Origin of the sequence: Aggregatibacter sp. Marseille-P9115, assembly GCF_920939465.1 — a bacterium.
In the GTDB taxonomy this organism is placed as follows: Bacteria; Pseudomonadota; Gammaproteobacteria; order Enterobacterales; family Pasteurellaceae; genus Aggregatibacter; species Aggregatibacter segnis_B.
Map to the genome: position 1 here is coordinate 999279 of NZ_OV100759.1, position 24482 is coordinate 1023760.

The following is a 24482-nucleotide window of genomic DNA, read 5'->3' on the forward strand; positions in this document are numbered from 1 at the left end:
AAAATGTCGAGTAACCCTAAGACCACTCAACATAGAAATTTATTTACTCAGTCTACTAGACAACTATCACTCTAAGACCGATCCACTAAAATACTCATAGAATTCCTAAAAAGAATCCCCCCCTATAAATAACATCATCAATAGTGCTAAGCCATTTGAACCACTAAACGACACAAATATCACTACCAATAATGCTCATCACAAGTGCTAAAACTGAAATTGTTACTGTCATATTGATTGAATAAGTAACATATAAAAAAATAAACTTATGATATAAGGGAGAAAGATTCTAAAACTAAATTGATTTATCGTCAATTAATACTGCTTCTAATGCAATTTTAATCATTTCATTAAACGTTAACTGACGTTCTTCCGCACTGGTGAGCTCGTGGGTACGAATGTGGTCAGATACGGTACAGATGGTTAATGCGCGTGCACCATATTCTGCGGCAACACCGTAAATACCGGCGGCTTCCATTTCCACACCAAGAATGCCGTATTTTTCCATGACATCAAACATGCTGACATCCGGCGTGTAGAATAAATCGGCAGAGAATAAGTTTCCAACGCGAGCTTTCACACCTAAGTTTTTCGCTGCTTGCACTGCGGCTTGCGTCAAACCAAAATCTGCGATGGCGGCAAAATCGTTATCTTTAAAACGGATACGGTTTACTTTGGAGTCGGTACATGCACCCACACCGATCACCACTTCACGCAATTTCACATCCATGCGGACTGCACCACAAGAACCTACACGAATCATTTTTTTCACACCATATTCAGTGATCAGTTCTTTCGCATAAATGGAACAGGAAGGGATCCCCATACCATGTGCCATCACGGAAATGCGACGACCTTTATAGGTACCGGTGAAACCTAACATATTACGTACGTTAGTCACTTCCTGTGCGTTTTCCAAAAAAGTTTCCGCAATATACTTCGCACGTAGCGGATCACCCGGCATTAATACAGCATCAGCAAATGCACCGGCAGGTGCGTTAATGTGTGGAGTCATAGTTTTTCCCTCTTGTTGACATGATGAAGCAAACGTTTCCGTTGCCTATAAACGACAACACCACGAACGTGGTCGTGGTGTCATCATAAAAAACATGGCGAAATCATACCGCACTTTATAGCACGGCACCACTTAAACCAATAAATAAACCTGCAATTGTTGCGCTCATTAAGTTAGATAATGAACCCGCAACTACGGCTTTTAAGCCTAAACGAGCCACATCGCTACGACGATTTGGCGCCATTCCGCCTAAGCCACCAATTAAGATCGCGATGGAACTGAAGTTAGCGAAACCACAAAGTGCGAAGGTAATAATCGCTTTGGTTTTATCACTTAATACAATTGCGGAATCCGGTTGTAAATATTTAGCAAATTCTAAGTAACCCACAAATTCATTCACGGCTAATTTTAAACCAATCATTTGACCGGCAATGGCAGACTCTTCCCAAGAAATCCCGATTAAGTATGCCAATGGTTTGAAAATCCAACCTAAAATCACTTGTAAGGTTAAATCCGGTTCACCAATAATGCCGCCGAAGCTACTTAAAATCCAGTTGATCAAAGCAATCACAGAAACAAACGCGATTAACATCGCACCCACATTCATCGCTAAGTGCATACCGTCACGCGCACCGTTTGCCAATGCTTCAATTGCGTTAGATGGTTTTTCAACGTCTGCACTTTCTTTTAATGAGTCGTCCGTTTTTTCTGTTTGTGGGAACATGATTTTAGCAAACAATAAACCACCCGGCGCCGCCATAAAAGACGCTGCGATTAAGTAAGTTAACGGCACACCCATACCAGCATAACCTGCCATCACAGAACCTGCGATAGAGGCAACGCCACCAACCATAACCGCAAACAATTCAGATTGCGTCATACGGCTGATAAATGGTTTTACAATTAATGGCGCTTCCGTTTGGCCAACGAAAATATTGGCAGCCGCAGACATAGATTCTGCTTTTGATGTACCTAATAATTTTTGTAATCCACCACCGATTAACTTGATCACCCATTGCATAACACCGATGTAATAAAGCAAAGAAATCAAGGCGGAGAAGAAAATGATGACCGGCAACACTTTAATCGCAAAGATAAAACCGAAACTTTGGCTTGGATCAGTCAATCCACCGAATAAGAAACTAATCCCTTCGTTACCGAAGCTAATGATTTTACCGATAAAATCAGAAGCTGCTTGTAACGCACTGCGTCCCGCCGGTACATAAAGTACGAAAGCACCGATAGCGATTTGAATAGCCAACGCACCAAAAACGGTACGCAGATTAATCGCTTTACGGTTGTTAGAGAACAAGACTGCAATCCCTAACAGGACGAAAATACCGACAATACTAATTAAAATGTCCATAAATACCTCAAAAGTCATTGAATAAAATTCTTCGTATTTTACTTGGTTTCCATAAAAAAGGAGAGTTAATTTTATTGATTAATATCATAATTAGTGCAACCCGATGTCACTAGAAGCAAAATCCGCCTTAAAAAGGAATAAAGTGCGGTCAAAATTCAACGTAATTTATTTAGACAGCATGAATAAACCTTGGGATAATGCGCGCAACTTATTAACAAATGATGGATTAAAGATAAATGAAGAAAGCACAGGTTCTGCCGCATACCCCTTGGGCAGCAAAATCCCTTTGGGCATTTGAGCCTAAATCCTTTTGCGTGTTGCTTTTATCTTTAAGTGTCATGGGATTTGGCGAAGCATTATTGCTTCTTTCTGATTTAGGCTCCGCACCTTGGACCATATTATCGCAAGGCGTTGCACTACAAGGGCAATTTAGTGTGGGTTGGGCATCATGGATAATCAGTTTAATGGTGATGTTGGCATGGTTTCCATTAAAACTGAGGCCGGGGCTTGCCACCGTCATGAATATTTTTGTGATCGCCCTCTTTCTCGGCTTAACCGTTTATTTGCTAGAAAAACCTACCGCACTTTATCTGCGTTTCATTTACGCTGTCGTTGGTATCTTATTGTTCGGCATCGGCAATGCCTTTTACCTGACCTGCCACCAAGGTCCCGGACCGCGTGACGGCTTAATGGTCGGCTTATGCTATCATTTTCACTGGAAAATCGGCATTGTGCGAACATCCATTGAAGTCTTCGTCTGCCTCCTCGGCTATCTGCTCGGTGGCGTGCTAGGCATCGGCACACTCATGTTCGCACTGGGAATTGGCTGGGTGGTGCAATACACCTTATTTCTTATCCGTCGTCGCGTGCCACACCCGAGTAATAAACCGCACGATCTCGTCTAATTTCTCTCCTATATGAATTTTGCCTAAATCCGTTTGACTCGCTTTGTCGTTCGGCGGACAAAATGCCAAATGTTTATCAACCTCATTAATCGGCTGCCAACGCAATGGTGTGGCAGAACGACGGCTTGGATAAAAACCGATGGTCGGCACATTTAACGCAGCACTTAAATGCAATGGCCCGGTGGAGCCGGCAATAAACAAATCAGCACATGCCAAAGATTGTGCAAAATCCACCATGCCGTTATTTTTGTCATAAACGACTACCCGCGAATCCTGCACCAAATTTGCCAGTTCGTGGGCTTTTTCACTTTCATTCGGCCCTGCCGTTAAAATCACATACGCATCAAACCGCGCTAATAAGCCGCGAATAAGCTCCGCATATTGCGCCAAGGATAAATTATTAGCAGATCCACCCGAACCGCTGTGCACAAAAATCCATTTTTTCTCAGCATCAATGTTTAACTGATGGCACAAAGATTCACGCTGAAAATCCACCGCACTTTTAGGGAAAGTGAGATATGGCGGGCATGGCTCGACAATAGCAATGCCTTGGTCACGTAAAAACGTACGGGCCAAATCCAAGTTATATTCAAATTCAGGCTTAGCCGATTGGGAACGGCGTTGCGTTAAACGATGATTATAGAAAAATTGCACCCATTTTGTTGCCGGCGCTAAACGGTAAGGAATGCGACATTTCCACGCTAATTTGGCGTTATGTGTATTGGAAAAGAAACTGATCATGGCATCAAATTGGCGCGCTTTAATTTCGTTCACCACGCGCTGAAACGCGTTTTTATCATCTTTCGGCGCATCAATAATAACGTCATCTAAATAAGGGCATGCCCGAGCAATATCGGCAGTGTAAGCAGGCACAAGTGCGGTCAGTTTTAGCGATGGTTCAGAAGCTTTTAACATGGCAAAGGATGGCCATGCCAACATAAAATCGCCCAATTTATCGTTACGAATCACCAATACGTTTTTCATTATTTCCACCCTATGCAAATTCTTTTCCAAAATGAGGGGCTATTCTAGCCTGACCGACCGCCATTAAAAAGCGACAAATAAAAAATCAGCGCCTTAATCCCTTAAGACGCTGATGTTAAACTAAATAAACAAGTCAATATTGAATTTTATTTATTCAATTTTGCCTTATAGGTCGGATTCATCAAGTTTTCTACGGAAAGGATGTCATCCAATTGTTCCTTGGTTAACAAGCCTTTTTCCAAGACCACTTCACGCACACCTTTACCGGTTTGCGCACAGATTTTACCCACTAAGTCGCCGTTGTGGTGACCGATAAATGGGTTCAAGTAAGTGACAATACCGATAGAGTTGTAAACATAGTTTTCGCAAGTTTCTTTGTTGACAGTAATGCCATCAACACATTTATCGCGTAAGTTCACACAAGCGTTGCCTAAAATCTCAATGGATTCAAACATAGCTTGTACAATCACCGGCTCCATCACGTTTAATTGTAATTGACCTGCTTCAGCCGCGAAGGTCACCGTGGTGTCGTTACCAATCACTTTGAAGCACACTTGGTTCACTACTTCAGGCACAACCGGGTTCACTTTTGCCGGCATAATGGAAGAACCGGCTTGTAATTCAGGCAAGTTAATTTCTTTAATACCTGCACGAGGGCCGGAAGAAAGCAAACGTAAGTCGTTACAGATTTTTGACAATTTCACGGCAGTGCGTTTTAACGCGCCATGCACGGAAACATAATCACCACAGTCAGAAGTAGCTTCAATTAAGTTCTCTGAACCGGTGCAATGTAATCCGGTGACGTTAGATAAATGTTTCACAACGGAAGGCACATAACCTTGCGGTGTATTTAAACCGGTACCGATTGCCGTCGCGCCCATGTTTACTTCAAGCAAGTGTGCTGCAGCGGCTTTTAAATGTTTCACTTCTTCCGCCATTAACACTGCAAACGCTTTGAATTCTTGCCCCACAGTCATTGGCACCGCATCTTGTAATTGGGTACGTCCCATTTTCAAGACTTTCTCAAATTCTTTCGCTTTATTTTCAAAACCTTGTTGTAAATAAGCGACTTTTTCGAGAAGTCTGATTACGCTGTTGTACACGGCAATGTGGAAACCGGTAGGGTACGCATCGTTGGTGGATTGGCTGGCGTTCACATGATCCATTGGGTCGAGGTATTTATATTCACCTTTTTTGTGACCTAAAATTTCTAACGCCAAGTTGGCAATCACTTCATTGGTGTTCATATTGACGGAAGTGCCTGCACCGCCTTGGTAAATATCGGATGGGAATTGATCCAAGCATTTTCCGTTTACTAAGACTTCATCACAAGCTTTAACAATGGCTTCAGCGATGTTTTGCGGAATCGCGCCCAATTCACCGTTTGCCAATGCCGCTGCTTTTTTCACCATCACCATGCCGCGAACAAATTCCGGCACATCAGAAATCGTTACTTTCGAAATGTTAAAATTTTCCACCGCTCTTAGGGTGTGAATACCCCAGTAAGCATCTGCAGGAACTTCACGTTCACCTAACAAATCCACTTCCTTTCTATATTGTGTCATTTGAGTTCTCCTTTATGCTTAACACGTTTGGTTGAATTGTCTAAATTATAGAAAATTCGATTAAAATTAAATTGATCCAAGTCACAGATTTTTATACGCATTTAAGAGTTATTTTTATTTTTCAGATTAGTTTTTCTAACCTGAAAGATGTAGCCATGAATAAAAGTTGCACCGCAAAATAAAGCGGGTAATATGCACATCCAACGTATTTTTAAGGAGCAAACATGCCGTTTATCACCTTTCTTTTCGCTGTTTTTCTATTTATTTATGTGGAACTAAGCCTACTGGTTTGGCTAGGAAGCCAGTTGGGTATCCTCATGCTCATTTTGTTGTTGATTGGTTCTTCCTTACTGGGCATTGCCATCATCCGCGCACGTGGTTGGTACAGCCTCACGCGAGTGAGACAGCAGCTTACACAAGGCGAATTGCCTACTGACACGATTTTCAGCTCACTACGCTGGCTTGTTGCCGGTGTACTTTTTGTCATTCCCGGCTTTGTTACCGATATTTTCGCCTGCGTACTGTTAAGCCCTCTCGGTCGTTACATAATCAACGCTTTCATTGGCAGTCGATTTGTATTCTTTCGACAAAACATCTTTAAAACCGACCGCACTTTTTATTCCTCTCAAAACAATCCGCCTAGAGATGGCGAGATTTTTGAGGCGGAATTTGAAAAAGAAGCCGATGAAAATAAACGGTTAAAATAATTTTGCTTTTCCCTTGAAAGCGTAAAAATGATTCCCATATAAAAGAAACTTTTTAATAAACCTAGAAATAGAGGAAATTTCAGATGAATATTCGTCCATTACACGACAAAGTGATTTTAAAACGTGAAGAAGTGGAAACCAAATCTGCCGGCGGTATCGTATTGACCGGTTCTGCAGCCACCAAATCTACCCGCGCGAAAGTATTAGCGGTCGGCCCAGGCCGTTTATTAGAAAACGGTAGCATTCACCCAATGCACGTAAAAGTGGGCGACATCGTGATTTTCAGCGATAGCTATGGTGTGAAAACAGAAAAAATTGATGGTGAGGAAGTGCTCATCCTCTCCGAAGGCGATATTTTAGCGATCGTTGAATAAGCAAAAACACGCTGAAAAACGACCGCACTTTAAATGAAATAGATCATGGTGGGAGCAATCTCACGCAACAAAATAAAAGGAAATTAAACATGGCAGCAAAAGACGTAAAATTCGGTAACGACGCACGCGTAAAAATGTTAAAAGGTGTGAACATCTTAGCGGATGCAGTAAAAGTCACCCTTGGTCCAAAAGGCCGTAACGTAGTGTTAGACAAATCGTTCGGTGCACCAACCATCACCAAAGACGGTGTGTCTGTGGCACGTGAAATCGAATTAGAAGATAAATTTGAAAACATGGGCGCACAAATGGTGAAAGAAGTTGCTTCTAAAGCCAATGATGCCGCCGGTGACGGTACCACCACGGCAACTGTTCTAGCGCAAGCCATCGTGAACGAAGGCTTAAAAGCCGTAGCGGCAGGCATGAATCCAATGGATTTAAAACGCGGTATCGACAAAGCGGTTGCTGCCGTCGTTGCCGAACTTAAATCCCTTTCTAAACCTTGCGAAACCTCTAAAGAAATCGAACAGGTGGGTACCATTTCCGCAAACTCCGACAGCATTGTGGGTCAATTAATCGCACAAGCCATGGAAAAAGTGGGTAAAGAAGGCGTGATTACCGTAGAAGACGGCACCGGCTTAGAAGACGAATTGGATGTGGTTGAAGGGATGCAATTTGATCGCGGTTACCTTTCCCCATACTTCATCAACAAACCGGAAACCGCGACCGTAGAATTAGATAACCCATTCATTTTATTAGTCGATAAAAAAATCTCGAATATTCGCGAATTATTACCGGTATTAGAAGGTGTGGCGAAAGCAGGTAAACCGTTATTAATCATTGCTGAAGACGTAGAAGGCGAAGCGTTAGCAACATTGGTCGTGAACACCATGCGTGGCATCGTGAAAGTGGCTGCGGTGAAAGCACCGGGCTTTGGTGATCGTCGTAAAGCGATGTTACAAGACATTGCGATTTTAACTGCCGGTACGGTGATTTCTGAAGAAATCGGTATGGAGTTAGAAAAAGCCACTCTTGAAGATCTTGGTCAAGCAAAACGCGTTGTAATCAATAAAGACAACACCACTATCATCGACGGTATCGGCGATGAAGCGCAAATCCAAGGTCGTGTGGCGCAAATTCGTCAACAAATCGAAGAATCCACTTCTGACTACGACAAAGAAAAATTGCAAGAACGCGTAGCGAAACTCGCCGGTGGTGTTGCGGTAATTAAAGTCGGTGCCGCAACGGAAGTAGAAATGAAAGAGAAAAAAGCCCGCGTAGAAGATGCGTTACACGCAACTCGTGCCGCAGTAGAAGAAGGCGTGGTTGCCGGCGGTGGTGTGGCGTTAATTCGCGCAGCCAGCAAAGTTGCTGATTTACGTGGCGACAATGAAGAACAAAACGTCGGTATTAAACTTGCCCTTCGTGCCATGGAAGCCCCGTTACGTCAAATCGTCACAAACGCCGGTGAAGAAGCCTCTGTAGTCGCAAGTGCGGTGAAAAACGGCGAAGGAAACTTTGGTTATAACGCAGGTACTGAGCAATACGGCGATATGATTGCGATGGGTATTTTAGATCCGACTAAAGTAACTCGTTCTGCATTACAATTTGCAGCCTCTGTCGCTGGTTTAATGATCAGTACCGAGTGTATGGTGACCGAATTACCAAAAGATGACAAAGCTGACCTCGGTGCTGCCGGTATGGGTGGCATGGGAGGCATGGGCGGAATGATGTAATTCTTCCCTTGTCGAAAAAACAAAAGCCCTTGAGTTAACTCAAGGGCTTTTTTTATCTCTGTAAAAACGCTATTTTTTATGACCGCACTTTTACACTAAATTTTCATGCTTTTCATAAGCAGAAAGCGTATTGTACATGAGCATTGCCACCGTCATTGGGCCAACACCACCCGGCACCGGTGTAATATAAGCAGCACGGTCCGCAGCGACCTCAAACTCAACATCGCCAACCAACTTGCCATCAATACGGTTAATTCCGACGTCAACGACAACAGCGCCTTCTTTGATCCATTCACCTTTAATAAATTTAGGTTTACCCACAGCAACGACTAAAATATCCGCTTGACGAATATGCCCCACTAAATCCTCGGTAAAACGGTGAGTTATTGTGACGGTACAGCCGGCAAGTAACAATTCTAATGCCATTGGACGACCAACAATATTGGACGCACCAACAATGACAGCGTGTTTTCCATAAAAAGAAATACCTGTAGTTTCCAATAATTTCATCACACCATAAGGCGTACAAGCACGTAATGTTGGAATACGTTGACACAAGCGCCCAACATTATAAGGATGAAAACCATCCACATCTTTTTCCGGTGAAATTTTTTCAATTACTTTGGTGCTATCAATGTGTTTTGGCAACGGTAACTGCACCAAAATACCATCAACCTCAGGATCTTGATTCAATTGTTCAATAAGAGCTAACAATTCTGATTCAGAAGTGGTTTCCGGTAAATCGTAAGATTTGGAAAAAATACCGATTTCAGCACAACTTTTACGCTTACTTCCCACATAAACCTGAGAAGCCGGATCCGCTCCAACTAGAATTACTGCCAGACCAGGAGCACGTTTACCCAGCTCAATATACTGTGCAATTTTTTGTGTAATATTCAATTTAATTTGCTGGGATAACTGAGTACCTGAAATAATTTGAGCTGCCATTGAATTCTCCGCATGAGATAAATATTTACGCACGCTATTTTGTCAGAAAAATCCGCTTTATGTAAACTGAATTGAAATAAATTTAGACTATTGACAGTAAAACCATAAAAATTGATTGACTGAAAATGAAAGAAAACTATAATGCTACACATCTTTCGGCGAGTAGCGCAGCTTGGTAGCGCAACTGGTTTGGGACCAGTGGGTCGTAGGTTCAAATCCTATCTCGCCGACCACCTTTCTCTATTCTTTCATCATCCCATTTTAAATGCGCCCTTAGCTCAGCTGGATAGAGCAACGCCCTTCTAAGGCGTGGGTCAAAGGTTCGAATCCTTTAGGGCGTGCCATTTAATAAGCCAGACTAAATATTTTTTACTTCCAATCCAAGGAAAATAGAATGAAAAAATTAGCATTTGTATTGCTAACATCCTTAGCAACTTCGAGTTTCGCCCATAATCTTCAACTCAATACAACTCTCCCTTATGTTTCCGTTCAAACTGATGGAGAAGTAATCATAAACAATGGAAGCATCAACTATAAAAACTGGGAATCGCCAGCACTTGCAGGAAAAGTACGGGTTCTTCAGCACATGGCAGGAAGAAGTAGTGTTAAAGAAAAAAATGATGGCTTAATGGAAATGATCAAAGCTCAACGCTTTGATGCTAGCAAATATCAAACAACAACGATTATTAATGCAGAAGACGCTATCTTCGGCACAGGTCCTTTCGTCAAAAGTAGTGCTGAAAAAGGCAAAAAAAATAATCCACACAGCCAAGTGATTTTGGATCAAACAGGTCAAGTTAAAAAAGACTGGGGATTACAGCCTAAAGAAAGCCTAATTGTAGTATTAGACAAATCTGGAAAAGTGAAATTTGCACATGAAGGGAAGCTATCTGAGCAACAAATGAATCAAGTCATCGAACTAATTAAAAACTTAGTTCAGTAGAAAGTAGTAAAAATAAAAATTGAGAAGATAAGAAAATAAATGGCAGGGGCGGAGAGGCTCGAACTCCCAACACCCGGTTTTGGAGACCGGTGCTCTACCAATTGAACTACGCCCCTATTGTTATTTAACTTTGAAAAATTTATAAAATTGGCGGAATGGACGGGACTCGAACCCGCGACCCCCTGCGTGACAGGCAGGTATTCTAACCAGCTGAACTACCACTCCGAGATAGGGATTAGCAGTGACCTACTCTCACATGGGGATGCCCCACACTACCATTGGCGTAACAGCATTTCACTTCTGAGTTCGGTATGGATTCAGGTGGCTCTACTGCACTATGACTGCTAAAAATACTTATTAATTTAGTTCACTACTAACATTAAGCTAATGAACTAAAGTAATAAGTTTGGCGGTGACCTACTCTCACATGGGGATGCCCCACACTACCATCGGCATTACGGCGTTTCACTTCTGAGTTCGGTATGGAGTCAGGTGGGCCCACCGCACTATCGCCGCCAATATTCTTTATGATTTCTATCTTATCTTATTCGCGTCTTCTTAATCTAAAAACAAGCCTTCTCTCAACTCTCTTCTACGTCCACTCTCTTAACTGCTACTCTACTTCGCTCCATGCTCCAGGTCTCCCCAAAAACACTTGAGCGTTGTATGGCTAAGCCTCTCGGGCAATTAGTATGCGTTAGCTCAATGTATCACTACACTTACACACCGCACCTATCTACGTCTTAGTCTTAAACAACCCTTACTGTCTTAAAGACAGGGAGAACTCATCTCTTGGCAAGTTTCGTGCTTAGATGCTTTCAGCACTTATCTCTTCCGCATGTAGCTACCCAGCAATGCCTCTGGCGAGACAACTGGAACACCAGTGATGCGTCCACTCCGGTCCTCTCGTACTAGGAGCAGCCCCAATCAATTCTCCAACGCCCACGGCAGATAGGGACCGAACTGTCTCACGACGTTCTAAACCCAGCTCGCGTACCACTTTAAATGGCGAACAGCCATACCCTTGGGACCTACTTCAGCCCCAGGATGTGATGAGCCGACATCGAGGTGCCAAACACCGCCGTCGATATGAACTCTTGGGCGGTATCAGCCTGTTATCCCCGGAGTACCTTTTATCCGTTGAGCGATGGCCCTTCCATACAGAACCACCGGATCACTATGACCTACTTTCGTACCTGCTCGACTTGTCTGTCTCGCAGTTAAGCTTGCTTATACCATTGCACTAACCTCACGATGTCCGACCGTGATTAGCAAACCTTCGTGCTCCTCCGTTACTCTTTGGGAGGAGACCGCCCCAGTCAAACTACCCACCAGACACTGTCCGAGACCACGTTTCGTCATCTTCGTTAGAACATCAAACGTTAAAGGGTGGTATTTCAAGGACGACTCCATAATCACTGGCGTGACTACTTCAAAGTCTCCCACCTATCCTACACATCAAAATTCAATGTTCAGTGTCAAGCTATAGTAAAGGTTCACGGGGTCTTTCCGTCTAGCCGCGGGTACACCGCATCTTCACGGCGATTTCAATTTCACTGAGTCTCGGGTGGAGACAGCCTGGCCATCATTATGCCATTCGTGCAGGTCGGAACTTACCCGACAAGGAATTTCGCTACCTTAGGACCGTTATAGTTACGGCCGCCGTTTACTGGGGCTTCGATCAGGAGCTTCTCTTTCGATTACACCATCAATTAACCTTCCAGCACCGGGCAGGCATCACACCCTATACGTCCACTTTCGTGTTTGCAGAGTGCTGTGTTTTTAATAAACAGTTGCAGCCAGCTGGTATCTTCGACCGGTTCAACCTTCAGGGGTAAACCCTTACAATCTACGCCGGCGCACCTTCTCCCGAAGTTACGGTGCTATTTTGCCTAGTTCCTTCACCCGAGTTCTCTCAAGCGCCTGAGTATTCTCTACCTGACCACCTGTGTCGGTTTTCAGTACGGTTTAGATAAACCTGAAGCTTAGTGGCTTTTCCTGGAAGTGTGGTATCAGTTACTTCAGCTCCGTAGAGCCTCGTCATCATCTCTCAGTGTTAAGGAAGTCCGGATTTGCCTAAACTCCCCACCTACGAACTTAAACGACCATATCCAACAGGTCGCTAACCTAACCTACTCCGTCCCCACATCGCAGTTTATCCAAGTACGGGAATATTAACCCGTTTCCCATCGACTACGCTTTTCAGCCTCGCCTTAGGGGCCGACTCACCCTGCCCCGATTAACGTTGGACAGGAACCCTTGGTCTTCCGGCGAACGGGTTTTTCACCCGTTTTATCGTTACTTATGTCAGCATTCGCACTTGTGATACGTCCAGCCCACCTCTCGATGAACCTTCATCCGCTTACACAACGCTCCCCTACCCAACAGACTTACGTCTGATGCCGCAGCTTCGGTGCTATATTTGAGCCCCGTTACATCTTCCGCGCAGGCCGACTCGACTAGTGAGCTATTACGCTTTCTTTAAATGATGGCTGCTTCTAAGCCAACATCCTAGCTGTCTAAGCCTTCCCACTTCGTTTCCCACTTAATATAGACTTTGGGACCTTAGCTGGCGGTCTGGGTTGTTTCCCTCTCCACGACGGACGTTAGCACCCGCCGTGTGTCTCCTGAGTATCACTCTTCGGTATTCGTAGTTTGCATCGGGTTGGTAAGCCGGGATGGCCCCCTAGCCGAAACAGTGCTCTACCCCCGAAGGTGTCCGCTCAAGGCTCTACCTAAATAGATTTCGGGGAGAACCAGCTATCTCCCGGTTTGATTGGCCTTTCACCCCCAGCCACAAGTCATCCGCTAATTTTTCAACATTAGTCGGTTCGGTCCTCCAGTTAGTGTTACCCAACCTTCAACCTGCCCATGGCTAGATCACCGGGTTTCGGGTCTATACCTTGCAACTATTCGCCCAGTTAAGACTCGGTTTCCCTTCGGCTCCCCTATTCGGTTAACCTCGCTACAAAATATAAGTCGCTGACCCATTATACAAAAGGTACGCAGTCACCCTCACGGGCTCCCACTGCTTGTACGTACAAGGTTTCAGGTTCTATTTCACTCCCCTCACCGGGGTTCTTTTCGCCTTTCCTTCACAGTACTGGTTCACTATCGGTCAATCAGGAGTATTTAGCCTTGGAGGATGGTCCCCCCATCTTCAAACAGGATATCACGTGTCCCGCCCTACTTATCGTTAGCTCAGTACCACAAAAGTATTTTCGAGTACGGGATTATCACCCTCTACGATTTGGCTTCCCAGCCAATTCCTCTAATACTTCCGCTATCACTAACAGGCTCCTTCGCTTTCGCTCGCCGCTACTCACAAAATCTCGGTTGATTTCTTTTCCTCGGGGTACTTAGATGTTTCAGTTCTCCCGGTTCGCCTCATTATCCTATGGATTCAGATAATGATAGTGGGTTCTTCACCCACTGGGTTTCCCCATTCGGACATCTTGGATTAAACGCCTCTTATCGACTCATCCAAGCTTTTCGCAGATTAGCACGTCCTTCTTCGCCTCTGATTGCCAAGGCATCCACCTTGTACGCTTTGTCACTTAACCATACAACCTCAAGTATTCTTATAATGAATTCAATTTCATAAACTTAAAAGTTAATTTAAATCTAAAATCCACTTAAAATCACAAGATTGAATCGAAAAACACTTAATGTCGCTAAGCAGTAACAGTTAATTTATTAAGAGTCATTGCCTTTTATCAATCACTCTCACTCAGACTTTCTTGAAAGTCTCGTTTTCAGCTTGTTTCCAGATTTTTAAAGAACAGATAAGACAATGTAAGCTAATTCACTTACCATCATCATAGTTAAATTCATTTTAACTAATGCAACACAATATTTAATACCATTAAATAAAATGAAAATATACTTCAATAAACTTAACTATGACGATATTGGTGGAGATAAGCGGGATCGAACCGCTGACCTCCTGCGTGCAAGGCAGGCGCTCTCCCAGCTGAGCTATATCCCCAATCACATCCCTTGGCTTTCACTCATACATAGCGGTTTGATATATTCAAGATTAGTTAATGTTACAAAACCAATCTACCAAACTCACCAGTCTAAGTGGTGGGTCTGAGTGGACTTGAACCACCGACCTCACCCTTATCAGGGGTGCGCTCTAACCACCTGAGCTACAGACCCAATAGGATTTTGTCTTCGATATTTTGTTCTTTCCTTGTCTACAACCATCAAACAAACTGTGTGAACACTTAAAGTCGATTCTATCTTTGGTAAGGAGGTGATCCAACCGCAGGTTCCCCTACGGTTACCTTGTTACGACTTCACCCCAGTCATGAATCATACCGTGGTAAACGCCCTCCCGAAGGTTAAGCTATCTACTTCTGGTACAACCCACTCCCATGGTGTGACGGGCGGTGTGTACAAGGCCCGGGAACGTATTCACCGCGACATTCTGATTCGCGATTACTAGCGATTCCGACTTCATGGAGTCGAGTTGCAGACTCCAATCCGGACTTAGACGTACTTTGTGAGATTCACTCCACCTCGCGGCTTCGTCGCCCTCTGTATACGCCATTGTAGCACGTGTGTAGCCCTACTCGTAAGGGCCATGATGACTTGACGTCATCCCCACCTTCCTCCGGTTTATCACCGGCAGTCTCCTTTGAGTTCCCGACCGAATCGCTGGCAACAAAGGATAAGGGTTGCGCTCGTTGCGGGACTTAACCCAACATTTCACAACACGAGCTGACGACAGCCATGCAGCACCTGTCTCATGGTTCCCGAAGGCACTCCCGTATCTCTACAGGATTCCATGGATGTCAAGAGTAGGTAAGGTTCTTCGCGTTGCATCGAATTAAACCACATGCTCCACCGCTTGTGCGGGCCCCCGTCAATTCATTTGAGTTTTAACCTTGCGGCCGTACTCCCCAGGCGGTCGATTTATCACGTTAGCTTCGGGCACCAAGCTCAAGGCCCAATCCCCAAATCGACAGCGTTTACAGCGTGGACTACCAGGGTATCTAATCCTGTTTGCTCCCCACGCTTTCGCACATGAGCGTCAGTACATTCCCAAGGGGCTGCCTTCGCCTTCGGTATTCCTCCACATCTCTACGCATTTCACCGCTACACGTGGAATTCTACCCCTCCCTAAAGTACTCTAGCTACCCAGTCTGAAATGCAATTCCCAGGTTAAGCCCGGGGATTTCACACCTCACTTAAATAGCCGCCTGCGTGCCCTTTACGCCCAGTTATTCCGATTAACGCTCGCACCCTCCGTATTACCGCGGCTGCTGGCACGGAGTTAGCCGGTGCTTCTTCTGTGATTAACGTCAATCGTGATGCCTATTAAACATCACGCCTTCCTCGTCACCGAAAGAACTTTACAACCCGAAGGCCTTCTTCATTCACGCGGCATGGCTGCGTCAGGGTTGCCCCCATTGCGCAATATTCCCCACTGCTGCCTCCCGTAGGAGTCCGGGCCGTGTCTCAGTCCCGGTGTGGCTGGTCATCCTCTCAGACCAGCTAGAGATCGTCGGCTTGGTAGGCCTTTACCCCACCAACTACCTAATCCCACTTGGGCTCATCCTATGGCATGCGGCCTTGCGGTCCCGCACTTTCATCTCTCGACACTACGCGGTATTAGCGACAGTTTCCCGTCGTTATCCCCCTCCATAAGCTAGATTCCCAAGCATTACTCACCCGTCCGCCACTCGTCAGCAAGAAAGCAAGCTTTCTCCTGTTACCGTTCGACTTGCATGTGTTAAGCCTGCCGCCAGCGTTCAATCTGAGCCATGATCAAACTCTTCAGTTCAAAAAGTTTAATCGCTCAATACTGCTGACTTAATTAATCATCTATATAAATAAACGAATCTTCGTAGCACTATTCAGTTCAATTTTAAAATCTTTAATGATAAAAACGAATCTTCAAGTGCCCACACAGTTTGCCTGATTGATTGTTAAAGAACAAAAAACGACGCGCGGTTTTATGCTTTACAACGGCGCGTCGTTGTGGGGGCGTATTATAGGCATTTATCATGGCCTTGCAACCCCTTTTTTTCAATTTTTTGCAAAATATTTTTTAATTGATTATTTTTTAGATCTTTTGTCTAGAAATCAACCTTGGCAGATCCGCTATGGAATCTAATACATAGTCTGCCGCACTTTCTCCTTCAGGAGTAATCTCCTTGCCGGTTCGTACTAAGATAGTTGTGTTAATCTTTGCCCCTTTCCCCGCAAGTAGATCATCAACTTTGTCACCGATCATAATCGATCTTGACGGATCAATTTTCAGTTCTTCAATCGCCTGCAATAACATCCCCGGCTTCGGCTTACGGCAATCACAATCCTGTTTAAACTCTTCAAGTTTTGCCTCCGGATGATGAGGGCAGTAATAGATGCCATCCAAATCAACACCACGATCAGCCAACGACCAATCCATCCACTCCGTCAACTGCAAAAACTGTTCCTCGGTAAAAAGACCTCGTGCAATGCCAGATTGGTTTGTCACCAGAACCAACAAATAGCCCATTTCTTTGATTTTTTTTAGCGCCTCAATACTTCCCTCAATAAAATGAAACTGATCAATGTCATGCACATAACCGTAGTCAATATTCAACGTACCGTCTCGATCTAAAAAAACCGCTTTTTTCATTTTTATTTATCCTATCTATATATGTATAGTTGCCGATTATCTTCTTTATTTTTATCTCGTGCAAACCTTCTGCCATTTTGTTCTATAGGGGAACAAATAATTATAAGAATGTCGCGGATAAATATTGACATAGCATTCTAGACGTCTAGAATACAAAAACTCTTTTCGATAAAAATTAAACAGCAAAAGGGCTTATATGATTAAGCTAGAGAATGTCAGCAAAATTTTTGACGTTTCAGGTAAAAAACTGACCGCACTTGATAACGTTTCTTTGGATATTCCGAAAGGGCATATCTGTGGCGTTATCGGCGCATCCGGTGCAGGTAAAAGCACCCTGATTCGTTGCGTCAACCTATTGGAAAAACCAACAGTGGGTTCCGTGATTATTGACGGCAAAGATCTTACTCAACTTAGCGATGCGGAACTTGTATTAGAACGCCGTAATATCGGCATGATTTTCCAACATTTCAATTTATTGAGCTCCCGCACCGTCTTTGGTAATGTCGCGCTGCCTTTAGAATTAGAAGGCACACCGAAAGAAAAAATCGAAGCAAAAGTCAACGAATTGCTCTCCTTAGTTGGCTTAAGCGATAAAAAAAATGTGTATCCGTCTAATTTATCCGGTGGTCAAAAACAACGCGTCGCCATTGCACGTGCACTAGCAAGCAATCCTAAAGTGTTATTGTGCGACGAGGCCACCAGTGCACTGGATCCGGCAACCACCCATTCCATCTTAAAATTATTAAAAGAAATCAACCGCACTTTAGGTATCACAATTCTCTTAATTACCCACGAAATGGATGTCGTGAAGCGGATTTGTGATTTGGTGGCCATTATTGACCATGGCAAACTGATAGAACAGGGCTCGGTAAGCGACATCTTCTCCAATCCGAAAACTGAACTGGCACAACAATTTATCCGTTCTACTTTTAGTGTCAATTTACCAGATGAATACTTAGATAACCTTCTGCAAACACCGAAGCACGCCAAGTCTTACCCGATTATCAAATTCGAGTTTACCGGACGCTCCGTGGACGCCCCATTGTTGTCCCAAGCCTCCAAAAAATTCGGCGTGGAATTAAGCATTTTAACCTCTCAAATTGAATATGCCGGCGGCGTGAAATTCGGTTTCACCGTGGCAGAAGTGGAAGGCGACGAAGATGCTATTACACAAACAAAAATCTATTTAATGGAAAATAACGTACGCGTTGAGGTATTAGGCTATGTGGAATGATTTTTTAACGCAACTTACACCTCAAATGTGGCAAGCAGTGTGGGTTTCTACCTATGAAACCGTGTATATCAGCTTTGCATCCACCCTATTAGCCGTGCTCATCGGTTTACCTTTTGGTGTGGTGACGTTCCTCACCGGGAAAGGCGAAATTTTACAAAACGCACGGTTAAATCTCATTTTGAACATTGTGATTAACATTGGACGCTCCATTCCATTCATTATTTTGTTAATCATTTTGTTACCGTTTACCCGTTTCATCTTGAACACGACACTGGGTACAACAGCGGCAATTATCCCATTAAGTATTTGCGCCATGCCGTTTGTGGCACGTTTGACTGCCAATGCTTTAGTGGAAGTGCCAAAAGGCTTAACGGAAGCCGCAAAAGCGATGGGCGCGACAAACTGGCAAATCATCCGCAAATTCTATTTGCCGGAAGCACTACCAACCTTAATTAACGGTATCACACTGACCTTAGTTACCTTAGTGGGCTATTCCGCCATGGCGGGCATTGTCGGCGGCGGTGGTTTAGGTAGCCTCGCCATTAACTACGGCGAATATCGCAACATGCTGTACGTTAAATGGGTCGCCACAATTATTATTGTCGTATTCGTCATGATTTCACAAAAACTTGGCGATGATTTAGCAAAACGCGTCGATCATCGTTAATTCACTTAGCATTAACATTAAAAGAGGATCTTTTATGAACTTAAAAAAATTACTCGGCGTAGCAACACTTGCCTCCGTATTTGCATTAACAGCGTGTAACGAAGAGAAAAAACCGGAAGCGATAGCAGAAGCACCGGCAAAAATTAAAGTCGGCGTGATGGCAGGCCCTGAGCACGAAGTGGCTGAAATTGCCGCGAAAGTTGCGAAAGAAAAATATAACTTAGACGTAGAATACGTTCTATTCAACGACTATGCTTTACCAAATACGGCCGTTTCTAAAGGCGATTTAGATGCTAACGCCATGCAGCACAAACCGTATTTAGACAAAGACTCTCAAGCGAAAGGTTTAAACAACCTCGTTATCGTGGGTAACACCTTTGTTTATCCGTTAGCGGGTTACTCCAAAAAAATCAAAAGCGTAAATGAGTTACAAGATGGCGCGGTGGTTGCCGTACCAAACGATCCAAGTAACTTGGCACGTGCGTTAATCTTGTTAGAAAAACAAGGCTTAATTAAATTAAAAGATGCCACAAATCTATTCTCTACTTCCATGGACATTGTTGAAAATCCAAAACATTTACAAGTGAAAGAAGTGGATACTTCTGTTGCGGCACGCGCTTTAGACGATGTGGATTTAGCGGTTGTGAATAACAACTACGCCGGCCAAGTGGGCTTAAATGCACAAGATCACGGCGTGTTCGTAGAAGATAAAGATTCTCCATATGTGAACATTATCGTGGCACGTACTGACAACAAAGACAGCAAAGCAGTACAAGATTTCGTGAAAGCGTACCAAACTCCGGAAGTGGAACAAGAAGCGAAAAAACACTTTAAAGACGGCGTAGTAAAAGGTTGGTAATTTGAAGCTCCTATAAAAACACCGTAAAATGAGACCGCACTTTTAAGCCATAAAAAGCAAAGTGCGGTCTTTTTTTTTACACGTTTTTTACGGAGGAAATCAAGATGAAAGTCACCAGTTCAGCCATTGAAAACGGGCATTACGCCGACAAATACGGTAAGAGAGGCTCGCAGTTTAGCCCAAATGGCATGCCCACCTACTCCATTCCTTTTGAAATTACCGATGCGCCTGCCGGCGCAAAATCCTTTGCTGTTGTACTAGAAGACAAAGACGCCATCAGTGCTGCCGGCTTTGTTTGGACGCACTGGCTTATTGCTGACTTGGAACGCACTTCCGTGCAAGAAAACGAAAGCCAAACAGCGACAGATTTCGTACAAGGTGCAAACAGTTGGGCAAGCGTATTAGGCAAGTTTGACATCAAAGAAGCCTCTGCTTACGGTGGCATGGCACCACCGAACTCAAACCATCGCTATGAACTTTATGTCTACGCGTTAGATACCAAACTCAATTTGCCGCAAGGTTTCCGTTTCAACGAACTCCATTACGCCATGCAAGGGCATATTTTAGATCAAGCCTATTTAGTAGGTTGGTATAACGTTTAATGCATCGGTTTAAGAAAAATCCTCGTCACATTGACGAGGATTTTTTATGAGCGCTTTTAGACACCCTTTTTTGCGCCTATAATAAGCCGTTTATTTTTATACCATCAGGAACATCATGTTAGATATTGTTTTATACGAACCGGAAATTCCACAAAACACCGGCAATATTATTCGTTTATGCGCCAACACCGGCTTTCGCTTACATTTAATCGAGCCTCTGGGATTTACTTGGGACGACAAAAAATTACGCCGCTCCGGCTTGGATTACCACGAATTTGCCGACATCAAAAAGCACAAAACTTTCGAGGCATTTTTGCAAAGTGAACAACCGAAGCGTTTGTTTGCCTTAACGACAAAAGGCACGCCTGCGCATAGTGAAGTGAAATTTGAATTGGGCGACTATTTAATGTTCGGCCCGGAAACCCGCGGCATTCCAATGGACATTTTAAATAGCATGCCGGCGGAACAAAAAATCCGTATTCCCATGACTGCCAACAGCCGCAGTATGAACCTCTCCAACTCGGTGGCCGTCACCGTGTATGAAGCTTGGCGCCAGCTGGGGTATCAAGGTGCCGTCAATTTAAACCGATGACAAAAAGCCCATCATCTGATGGGCTTCTTTTTAAGTGCGGTTGTTTTTTCTCGCATTTTTACGACAAATGCTTAGCGTACGTTTAATGCAGCTGCCATATTTTCCTGTAATTGTTCCAACATAGCATAGCGTTTACGGTACATAGAACGCTTATTACTTGGAATATCGTCCATATTTTTCGTTTCAAAATGCAGCGGTAATTCCCAATAGTCTTTTAACGTGCCGGCAGATTCCGCGAAAATCGCATCATAATCCACCACATAACGTTTGCTTTGCACAATGCGGGATTTGTTTTGATACTTATGCGGAATGCCCCATAAGGCAGAATAACCTAACACATTGGTCAGGGCTTTCATGGCTTCCACCATCAAATAAGCTGGACGTAAACCATGGCATTTCTTGGTCAGCAATTTCACCATTTCTTTTGAACCTTCAAAATTCGGCCCTTGAATTACCGCAATTAAAAGCGCCTGTTGCACTTTGCCAAAGGTCAATAAATAAACCAATTCTTGACTTGGTGAATGAACCAGCTCTAACGTCCAAAACCCTTCCATCGGCTGATAATCGGTGATGGTGAGCCGCATTTCAAAATCAGGAATGACCTCACCAAAAGAAATGGCTTGTTGCCACAACGGCGGCAAACCAAGTGCGGTCAATTTTTCCGGTAAAAACGTCAGGTTGTCGCACATGGCGTCAAAACGTTGTTGCGTATTAAAGCGTTTATCCAAAAAACGATGCACTAACGGATAGCTAAAATTTGCCCGTTGATTAAGCAAGTCAACGAGCCACGGTTTTTGGTTCACGACGCTTTCGAATTTTTTCACTGCCTGCCAGTGCAGCCAAGAACGCAAGCGATAACGGAAACGCTTCATACGGTAAGATTTCTGATTTCTATCCGGATATAACGCATGAGGATCCGGCCATTGATAAACATGTTGCTGTGTCATAATAAATTTATTTAGGTTCAAATAAGGAAAAATCGGGGCACATTTTCGCATAATCCCATCTTTTTTGCATTTTTTTATCGTTTTTTTACGGCCGATAAAGTATCCTAGCCGGCAATTTATCACCTTGGATACAAAGCACACCATGTCAGAAATTAAACTGAATTATCACAAAACCCATTTTTTAACCAGCTCGCCGAACCTCAAAAGTCTACCGGAAGATAGCGGCGTTGAAATCGCCTTTGCCGGCCGCTCTAATGCAGGCAAATCAACGGCATTGAATGCCTTAACGAATCAGAAAAACCTTGCCCGTACGTCAAAAACCCCTGGGCGTACCCAACTCATCAATTTGTTTGAAGTGGAACCGCAATGCAAGTTAGTGGATTTGCCGGGCTATGGCTATGCCGCCGTGCCGGAACAAATGAAATTCCAGTGGCAACAAGCCCTTGGCGAATATTTACAAAAGCGTGAGTGCCTTGCCGGAATTGTGATTTTGATGGATATTCGCCATCCCCTCAAAGATTTGGACCAGCAAATGATTGAATGGGCAGTGGCTTCCGAATTACCGGTGTTATTGCTGCTCACGAAAGCAGATAAACTAAGCCAAAGCGAACGCAGTAAGCAAGTCAAAATGGTGCGTGAAGCGATTTTACCGTTCCAAGGTGACATTCAAGTGGAGGCTTTTTCTGCCTTGAAACGCACCGGAATTGATCGCTTGGCCGCCAAATTAGACGCCTGGTTTGCCCCGGTTTTCGCCTAAAAAAAGCCACTTCTGCGATCCTGATCGCAAAAAAGTGCGGTGTGAATTTCTTTCATTTCGCACTTTTTTTATGTTTGTCGCTCTGCCTTTTTCTTTTGCATGACGGAGCCCAACATGTCTTTAGCCATCGTTTACAGCCGCGCCTCCATGGGCGTTCAAGCACCACTGGTCACCATTGAAGTACATTTAAGCAACGGCAAACCGGGCTTTACCCTTGTTGGCTTGCCGGAAAAAACGGTAAAAGAAGCTCAAGATCGCGTACGCAGTGCGTTGCTCAATGCCGAATTTCGCTACCCGGCTAAACGCATTACCGTCAATCTTGCCCCGGCAGATTTACCCAAAGAAGGCGGACGTTTTGATTTGCCTATTGCCATCGGCATGCTGGCTGCCTCCGGTTATATTGATGCAGAAAAGTTAAAACAATTTGAATTTATCGGCGAACTTGCCCTGACCGGTCAACTGCGCGCGGTGCATGGTGTCATCCCTGCGATTTTGGCGGCGAAGCAAGCCAAGCGAAAATGCATTATTGCACAAGGCAATGCCAATGAGGCATCGTTGGTTTCCGAGCAAGAAACCTATTACGCCAATTCCTTATTAGATGTCGTGCAATTTCTCAATCAACAGGGCGAATTACCTCTTGCAGGCGACATCAAAACCCAAAGTACGGTGGATTTTTTCCCTGAAAATCCTAAAGATCTGACGGATATCATCGGCCAACAACATGCCAAGCGTGCCTTAATGATTGCCGCGGCAGGGCAGCATAATTTGTTATTTTTAGGCCCACCCGGCACAGGAAAGACCATGCTTGCCAGTCGCTTAACCGGATTACTGCCGGAAATGAGCGACCAAGAAGCCATTGAAACCGCCTCTGTGGCCAGTTTGGTGCAAAATGAACTAAATTTTCACAACTGGAAACAACGCCCCTTCCGTGCGCCTCACCACAGTGCCTCCACGCCAGCATTGGTGGGTGGCGGTTCTATTCCAAAACCTGGGGAAATTTCCCTCGCACACAATGGCGTGTTGTTTTTGGATGAATTGCCTGAATTCGAACGCAAGGTGTTGGATGCGCTCCGCCAGCCTTTAGAAAGTGGTGAAATCATCATTTCTCGCGCCAATGCCAAGATTCAATTTCCGGCAAGATTTCAGCTGATTGCCGCCATGAATCCCAGCCCCACAGGGCATTATCAAGGCACCCATAACCGTACGTCACCACAACAAATCATGCGCTATTTAAATCGCCTATCAGGCCCCTTTTTAGATCGTTTCGATTTATCCATTGAGGTGCCGTTATTGCCGCAAGGGAGTCTACAACATAGCGGTGACCGTGGCGAATCCAGTGCAATGATGAGAGAAAAAGTCTTAAAAACACGCGCTATTCAACTACAACGTGCCGGCAAAATTAACGCCCATTTAACCAGCAAAGAAATTGAACGAGATTGCAAACTGGAAGAGAAAGACGCGTTATTTTTAGAAAATGCGCTGACCAAGCTAGGGCTGTCTGTGCGGGCATACCACCGCATACTGAAAGTTTCCCGCACCATTGCGGATTTAGAAGGGGAAAAGCAAATTCATCAGCGACACTTAGCAGAAGCGTTAGGCTATCGGGCGATGGACAGGCTATTACAGAAACTTTCTAAAGCATCCGCATAATAG

Annotated in this window: 19 protein-coding genes, 6 tRNA genes and 4 rRNA genes; 14 read left to right on the forward strand and 15 right to left on the reverse strand. The window is 44.3% G+C overall.

All coding sequences use genetic code 11. The features are described from left to right. Positions 1–295: 295 nt before the first annotated feature. A complete protein-coding gene (deoD, locus tag LQ983_RS04715; RefSeq protein ID WP_230621814.1) occupies positions 296–1015 on the reverse strand; it encodes a purine-nucleoside phosphorylase in 720 nt (239 codons plus the stop codon). A 115-nt stretch (positions 1016–1130) separates the two neighbouring features. Further along, a complete protein-coding gene (locus LQ983_RS04720) occupies positions 1131–2381 on the reverse strand; it encodes a NupC/NupG family nucleoside CNT transporter (protein ID WP_230621815.1) in 1251 nt (416 codons plus the stop codon). Positions 2382–2617: 236 nt separating this feature from the next. Between LQ983_RS04720 and LQ983_RS04725 the strand changes: the two genes are divergently transcribed. Then, positions 2618–3286, forward strand: coding sequence for a YitT family protein (locus tag LQ983_RS04725; protein WP_230621816.1), 669 nt, complete (start codon positions 2618–2620; stop codon positions 3284–3286). On the opposite strand, the gene LQ983_RS04730 is transcribed toward LQ983_RS04725, so the two are convergent. Both LQ983_RS04730 and aspA read right to left on the reverse strand, forming a co-directional pair. Next, positions 3227–4270, reverse strand: coding sequence for a glycosyltransferase family 9 protein (locus LQ983_RS04730; RefSeq protein WP_230621817.1), 1044 nt, complete (start codon positions 4268–4270; stop codon positions 3227–3229). The two genes, LQ983_RS04725 and LQ983_RS04730, sit on opposite strands and share 60 nt — an antisense overlap. A gap of 146 nt (positions 4271–4416) precedes the next feature. After that, the gene (aspA, locus tag LQ983_RS04735; RefSeq protein WP_230621818.1) at positions 4417–5835 is read right to left on the reverse strand and encodes an aspartate ammonia-lyase; all 1419 of its coding nucleotides are present in this window, start codon (positions 5833–5835) and stop codon (positions 4417–4419) included. A 224-nt stretch (positions 5836–6059) separates the two neighbouring features. Here aspA and LQ983_RS04740 point away from each other — a divergent pair, with 224 nt between their 5' ends. From LQ983_RS04740 to groL, 3 genes are all read left to right on the forward strand, one after another. Beyond that, complete coding sequence (locus LQ983_RS04740) at positions 6060–6542, forward strand: FxsA family protein (RefSeq protein WP_230621819.1); 483 nt, start codon at positions 6060–6062, stop codon at positions 6540–6542. A gap of 83 nt (positions 6543–6625) precedes the next feature. Then, a complete protein-coding gene (locus LQ983_RS04745) occupies positions 6626–6916 on the forward strand; it encodes a co-chaperone GroES (protein ID WP_005715710.1) in 291 nt (96 codons plus the stop codon). Between the two features lie 89 nt (positions 6917–7005). Beyond that, complete coding sequence (gene groL / locus LQ983_RS04750; protein ID WP_230621820.1) at positions 7006–8649, forward strand: chaperonin GroEL; 1644 nt, start codon at positions 7006–7008, stop codon at positions 8647–8649. 90 nt (positions 8650–8739) lie between these two features. Here the strand turns inward: groL and folD are convergent, their stop codons facing one another. Continuing rightward, positions 8740–9597, reverse strand: a complete 858-nt coding sequence (folD, locus tag LQ983_RS04755) for a bifunctional methylenetetrahydrofolate dehydrogenase/methenyltetrahydrofolate cyclohydrolase FolD (protein WP_230621821.1) — start codon at positions 9595–9597, stop codon at positions 8740–8742. 156 nt (positions 9598–9753) lie between these two features. Here folD and LQ983_RS04760 point away from each other — a divergent pair. The 3 genes from LQ983_RS04760 to LQ983_RS04770 all read left to right on the forward strand — a co-directional run bounded on the left by LQ983_RS04760 (position 9754) and on the right by LQ983_RS04770 (position 10540). Further along, positions 9754–9830 (forward strand) — tRNA-Pro (locus LQ983_RS04760). Between the two features lie 34 nt (positions 9831–9864). Then, a tRNA-Arg gene (locus tag LQ983_RS04765) sits at positions 9865–9941 on the forward strand. Between the two features lie 50 nt (positions 9942–9991). Beyond that, complete coding sequence (locus LQ983_RS04770; protein WP_111306479.1) at positions 9992–10540, forward strand: YtfJ family protein; 549 nt, start codon at positions 9992–9994, stop codon at positions 10538–10540. Between the two features lie 40 nt (positions 10541–10580). Here LQ983_RS04770 and LQ983_RS04775 read toward each other — a convergent pair. From LQ983_RS04775 to gmhB, 9 genes are all read right to left on the reverse strand, one after another. Further along, positions 10581–10656: transfer RNA gene (locus tag LQ983_RS04775), tRNA-Trp, on the reverse strand. Between the two features lie 32 nt (positions 10657–10688). Then, a tRNA-Asp gene (locus tag LQ983_RS04780) sits at positions 10689–10765 on the reverse strand. A gap of 8 nt (positions 10766–10773) precedes the next feature. Continuing rightward, a 5S ribosomal RNA gene (gene rrf / locus LQ983_RS04785) occupies positions 10774–10889 on the reverse strand. Between the two features lie 55 nt (positions 10890–10944). Beyond that, positions 10945–11060, reverse strand: a 5S ribosomal RNA gene (gene rrf, locus LQ983_RS04790). Between the two features lie 146 nt (positions 11061–11206). Then, positions 11207–14103 (reverse strand): 23S ribosomal RNA (locus LQ983_RS04795). A 349-nt stretch (positions 14104–14452) separates the two neighbouring features. Then, positions 14453–14528 (reverse strand) — tRNA-Ala (locus tag LQ983_RS04800). 96 nt (positions 14529–14624) lie between these two features. Beyond that, positions 14625–14701, reverse strand: a tRNA-Ile gene (locus LQ983_RS04805). A 90-nt stretch (positions 14702–14791) separates the two neighbouring features. Beyond that, a 16S ribosomal RNA gene (locus LQ983_RS04810) occupies positions 14792–16331 on the reverse strand. The 16S, 23S and 5S rRNA genes sit together here with 4 tRNA genes alongside, the layout of an rRNA operon. Positions 16332–16613: 282 nt before the next feature. Further along, positions 16614–17171 (reverse strand): D-glycero-beta-D-manno-heptose 1,7-bisphosphate 7-phosphatase, encoded by a 558-nt coding sequence (gene gmhB, locus LQ983_RS04815; RefSeq protein ID WP_230621822.1) that lies wholly within the window; start codon positions 17169–17171, stop codon positions 16614–16616. Positions 17172–17367: 196 nt separating this feature from the next. Between gmhB and metN the strand changes: the two genes are divergently transcribed. From metN to trmL, 5 genes are all read left to right on the forward strand, one after another. After that, entirely contained in the window at positions 17368–18405 is a 1038-nt protein-coding gene (gene metN / locus LQ983_RS04820; protein WP_109129030.1) for a methionine ABC transporter ATP-binding protein MetN, read from the forward strand. Further along, the gene (locus LQ983_RS04825) at positions 18395–19072 is read left to right on the forward strand and encodes a methionine ABC transporter permease (RefSeq protein WP_230621823.1); all 678 of its coding nucleotides are present in this window, start codon (positions 18395–18397) and stop codon (positions 19070–19072) included. The genes metN and LQ983_RS04825 overlap by 11 nt, the downstream gene beginning before the upstream one ends. Before the next feature lie 34 nt (positions 19073–19106). Further along, positions 19107–19931: a MetQ/NlpA family lipoprotein gene (locus LQ983_RS04830; RefSeq protein ID WP_230621824.1), complete on the forward strand. Its 825-nt coding sequence runs from the start codon at positions 19107–19109 to the stop codon at positions 19929–19931. A 104-nt stretch (positions 19932–20035) separates the two neighbouring features. Continuing rightward, positions 20036–20533 (forward strand): YbhB/YbcL family Raf kinase inhibitor-like protein, encoded by a 498-nt coding sequence (locus LQ983_RS04835; RefSeq protein WP_230621825.1) that lies wholly within the window; start codon positions 20036–20038, stop codon positions 20531–20533. Between the two features lie 115 nt (positions 20534–20648). Then, positions 20649–21125 (forward strand): tRNA (uridine(34)/cytosine(34)/5-carboxymethylaminomethyluridine(34)-2'-O)-methyltransferase TrmL, encoded by a 477-nt coding sequence (trmL, locus tag LQ983_RS04840; RefSeq protein WP_005704903.1) that lies wholly within the window; start codon positions 20649–20651, stop codon positions 21123–21125. A gap of 71 nt (positions 21126–21196) precedes the next feature. Here the strand turns inward: trmL and LQ983_RS04845 are convergent, their stop codons facing one another. Then, entirely contained in the window at positions 21197–22072 is an 876-nt protein-coding gene (locus LQ983_RS04845) for a DUF535 family protein (RefSeq protein WP_230621826.1), read from the reverse strand. Between the two features lie 142 nt (positions 22073–22214). Between LQ983_RS04845 and yihA the strand changes: the two genes are divergently transcribed. Then, the gene (gene yihA, locus LQ983_RS04850; RefSeq protein WP_230621827.1) at positions 22215–22829 is read left to right on the forward strand and encodes a ribosome biogenesis GTP-binding protein YihA/YsxC; all 615 of its coding nucleotides are present in this window, start codon (positions 22215–22217) and stop codon (positions 22827–22829) included. A gap of 114 nt (positions 22830–22943) precedes the next feature. Continuing rightward, complete coding sequence (locus tag LQ983_RS04855; RefSeq protein WP_230621828.1) at positions 22944–24479, forward strand: YifB family Mg chelatase-like AAA ATPase; 1536 nt, start codon at positions 22944–22946, stop codon at positions 24477–24479. Positions 24480–24482: the final 3 nt, after the last annotated feature.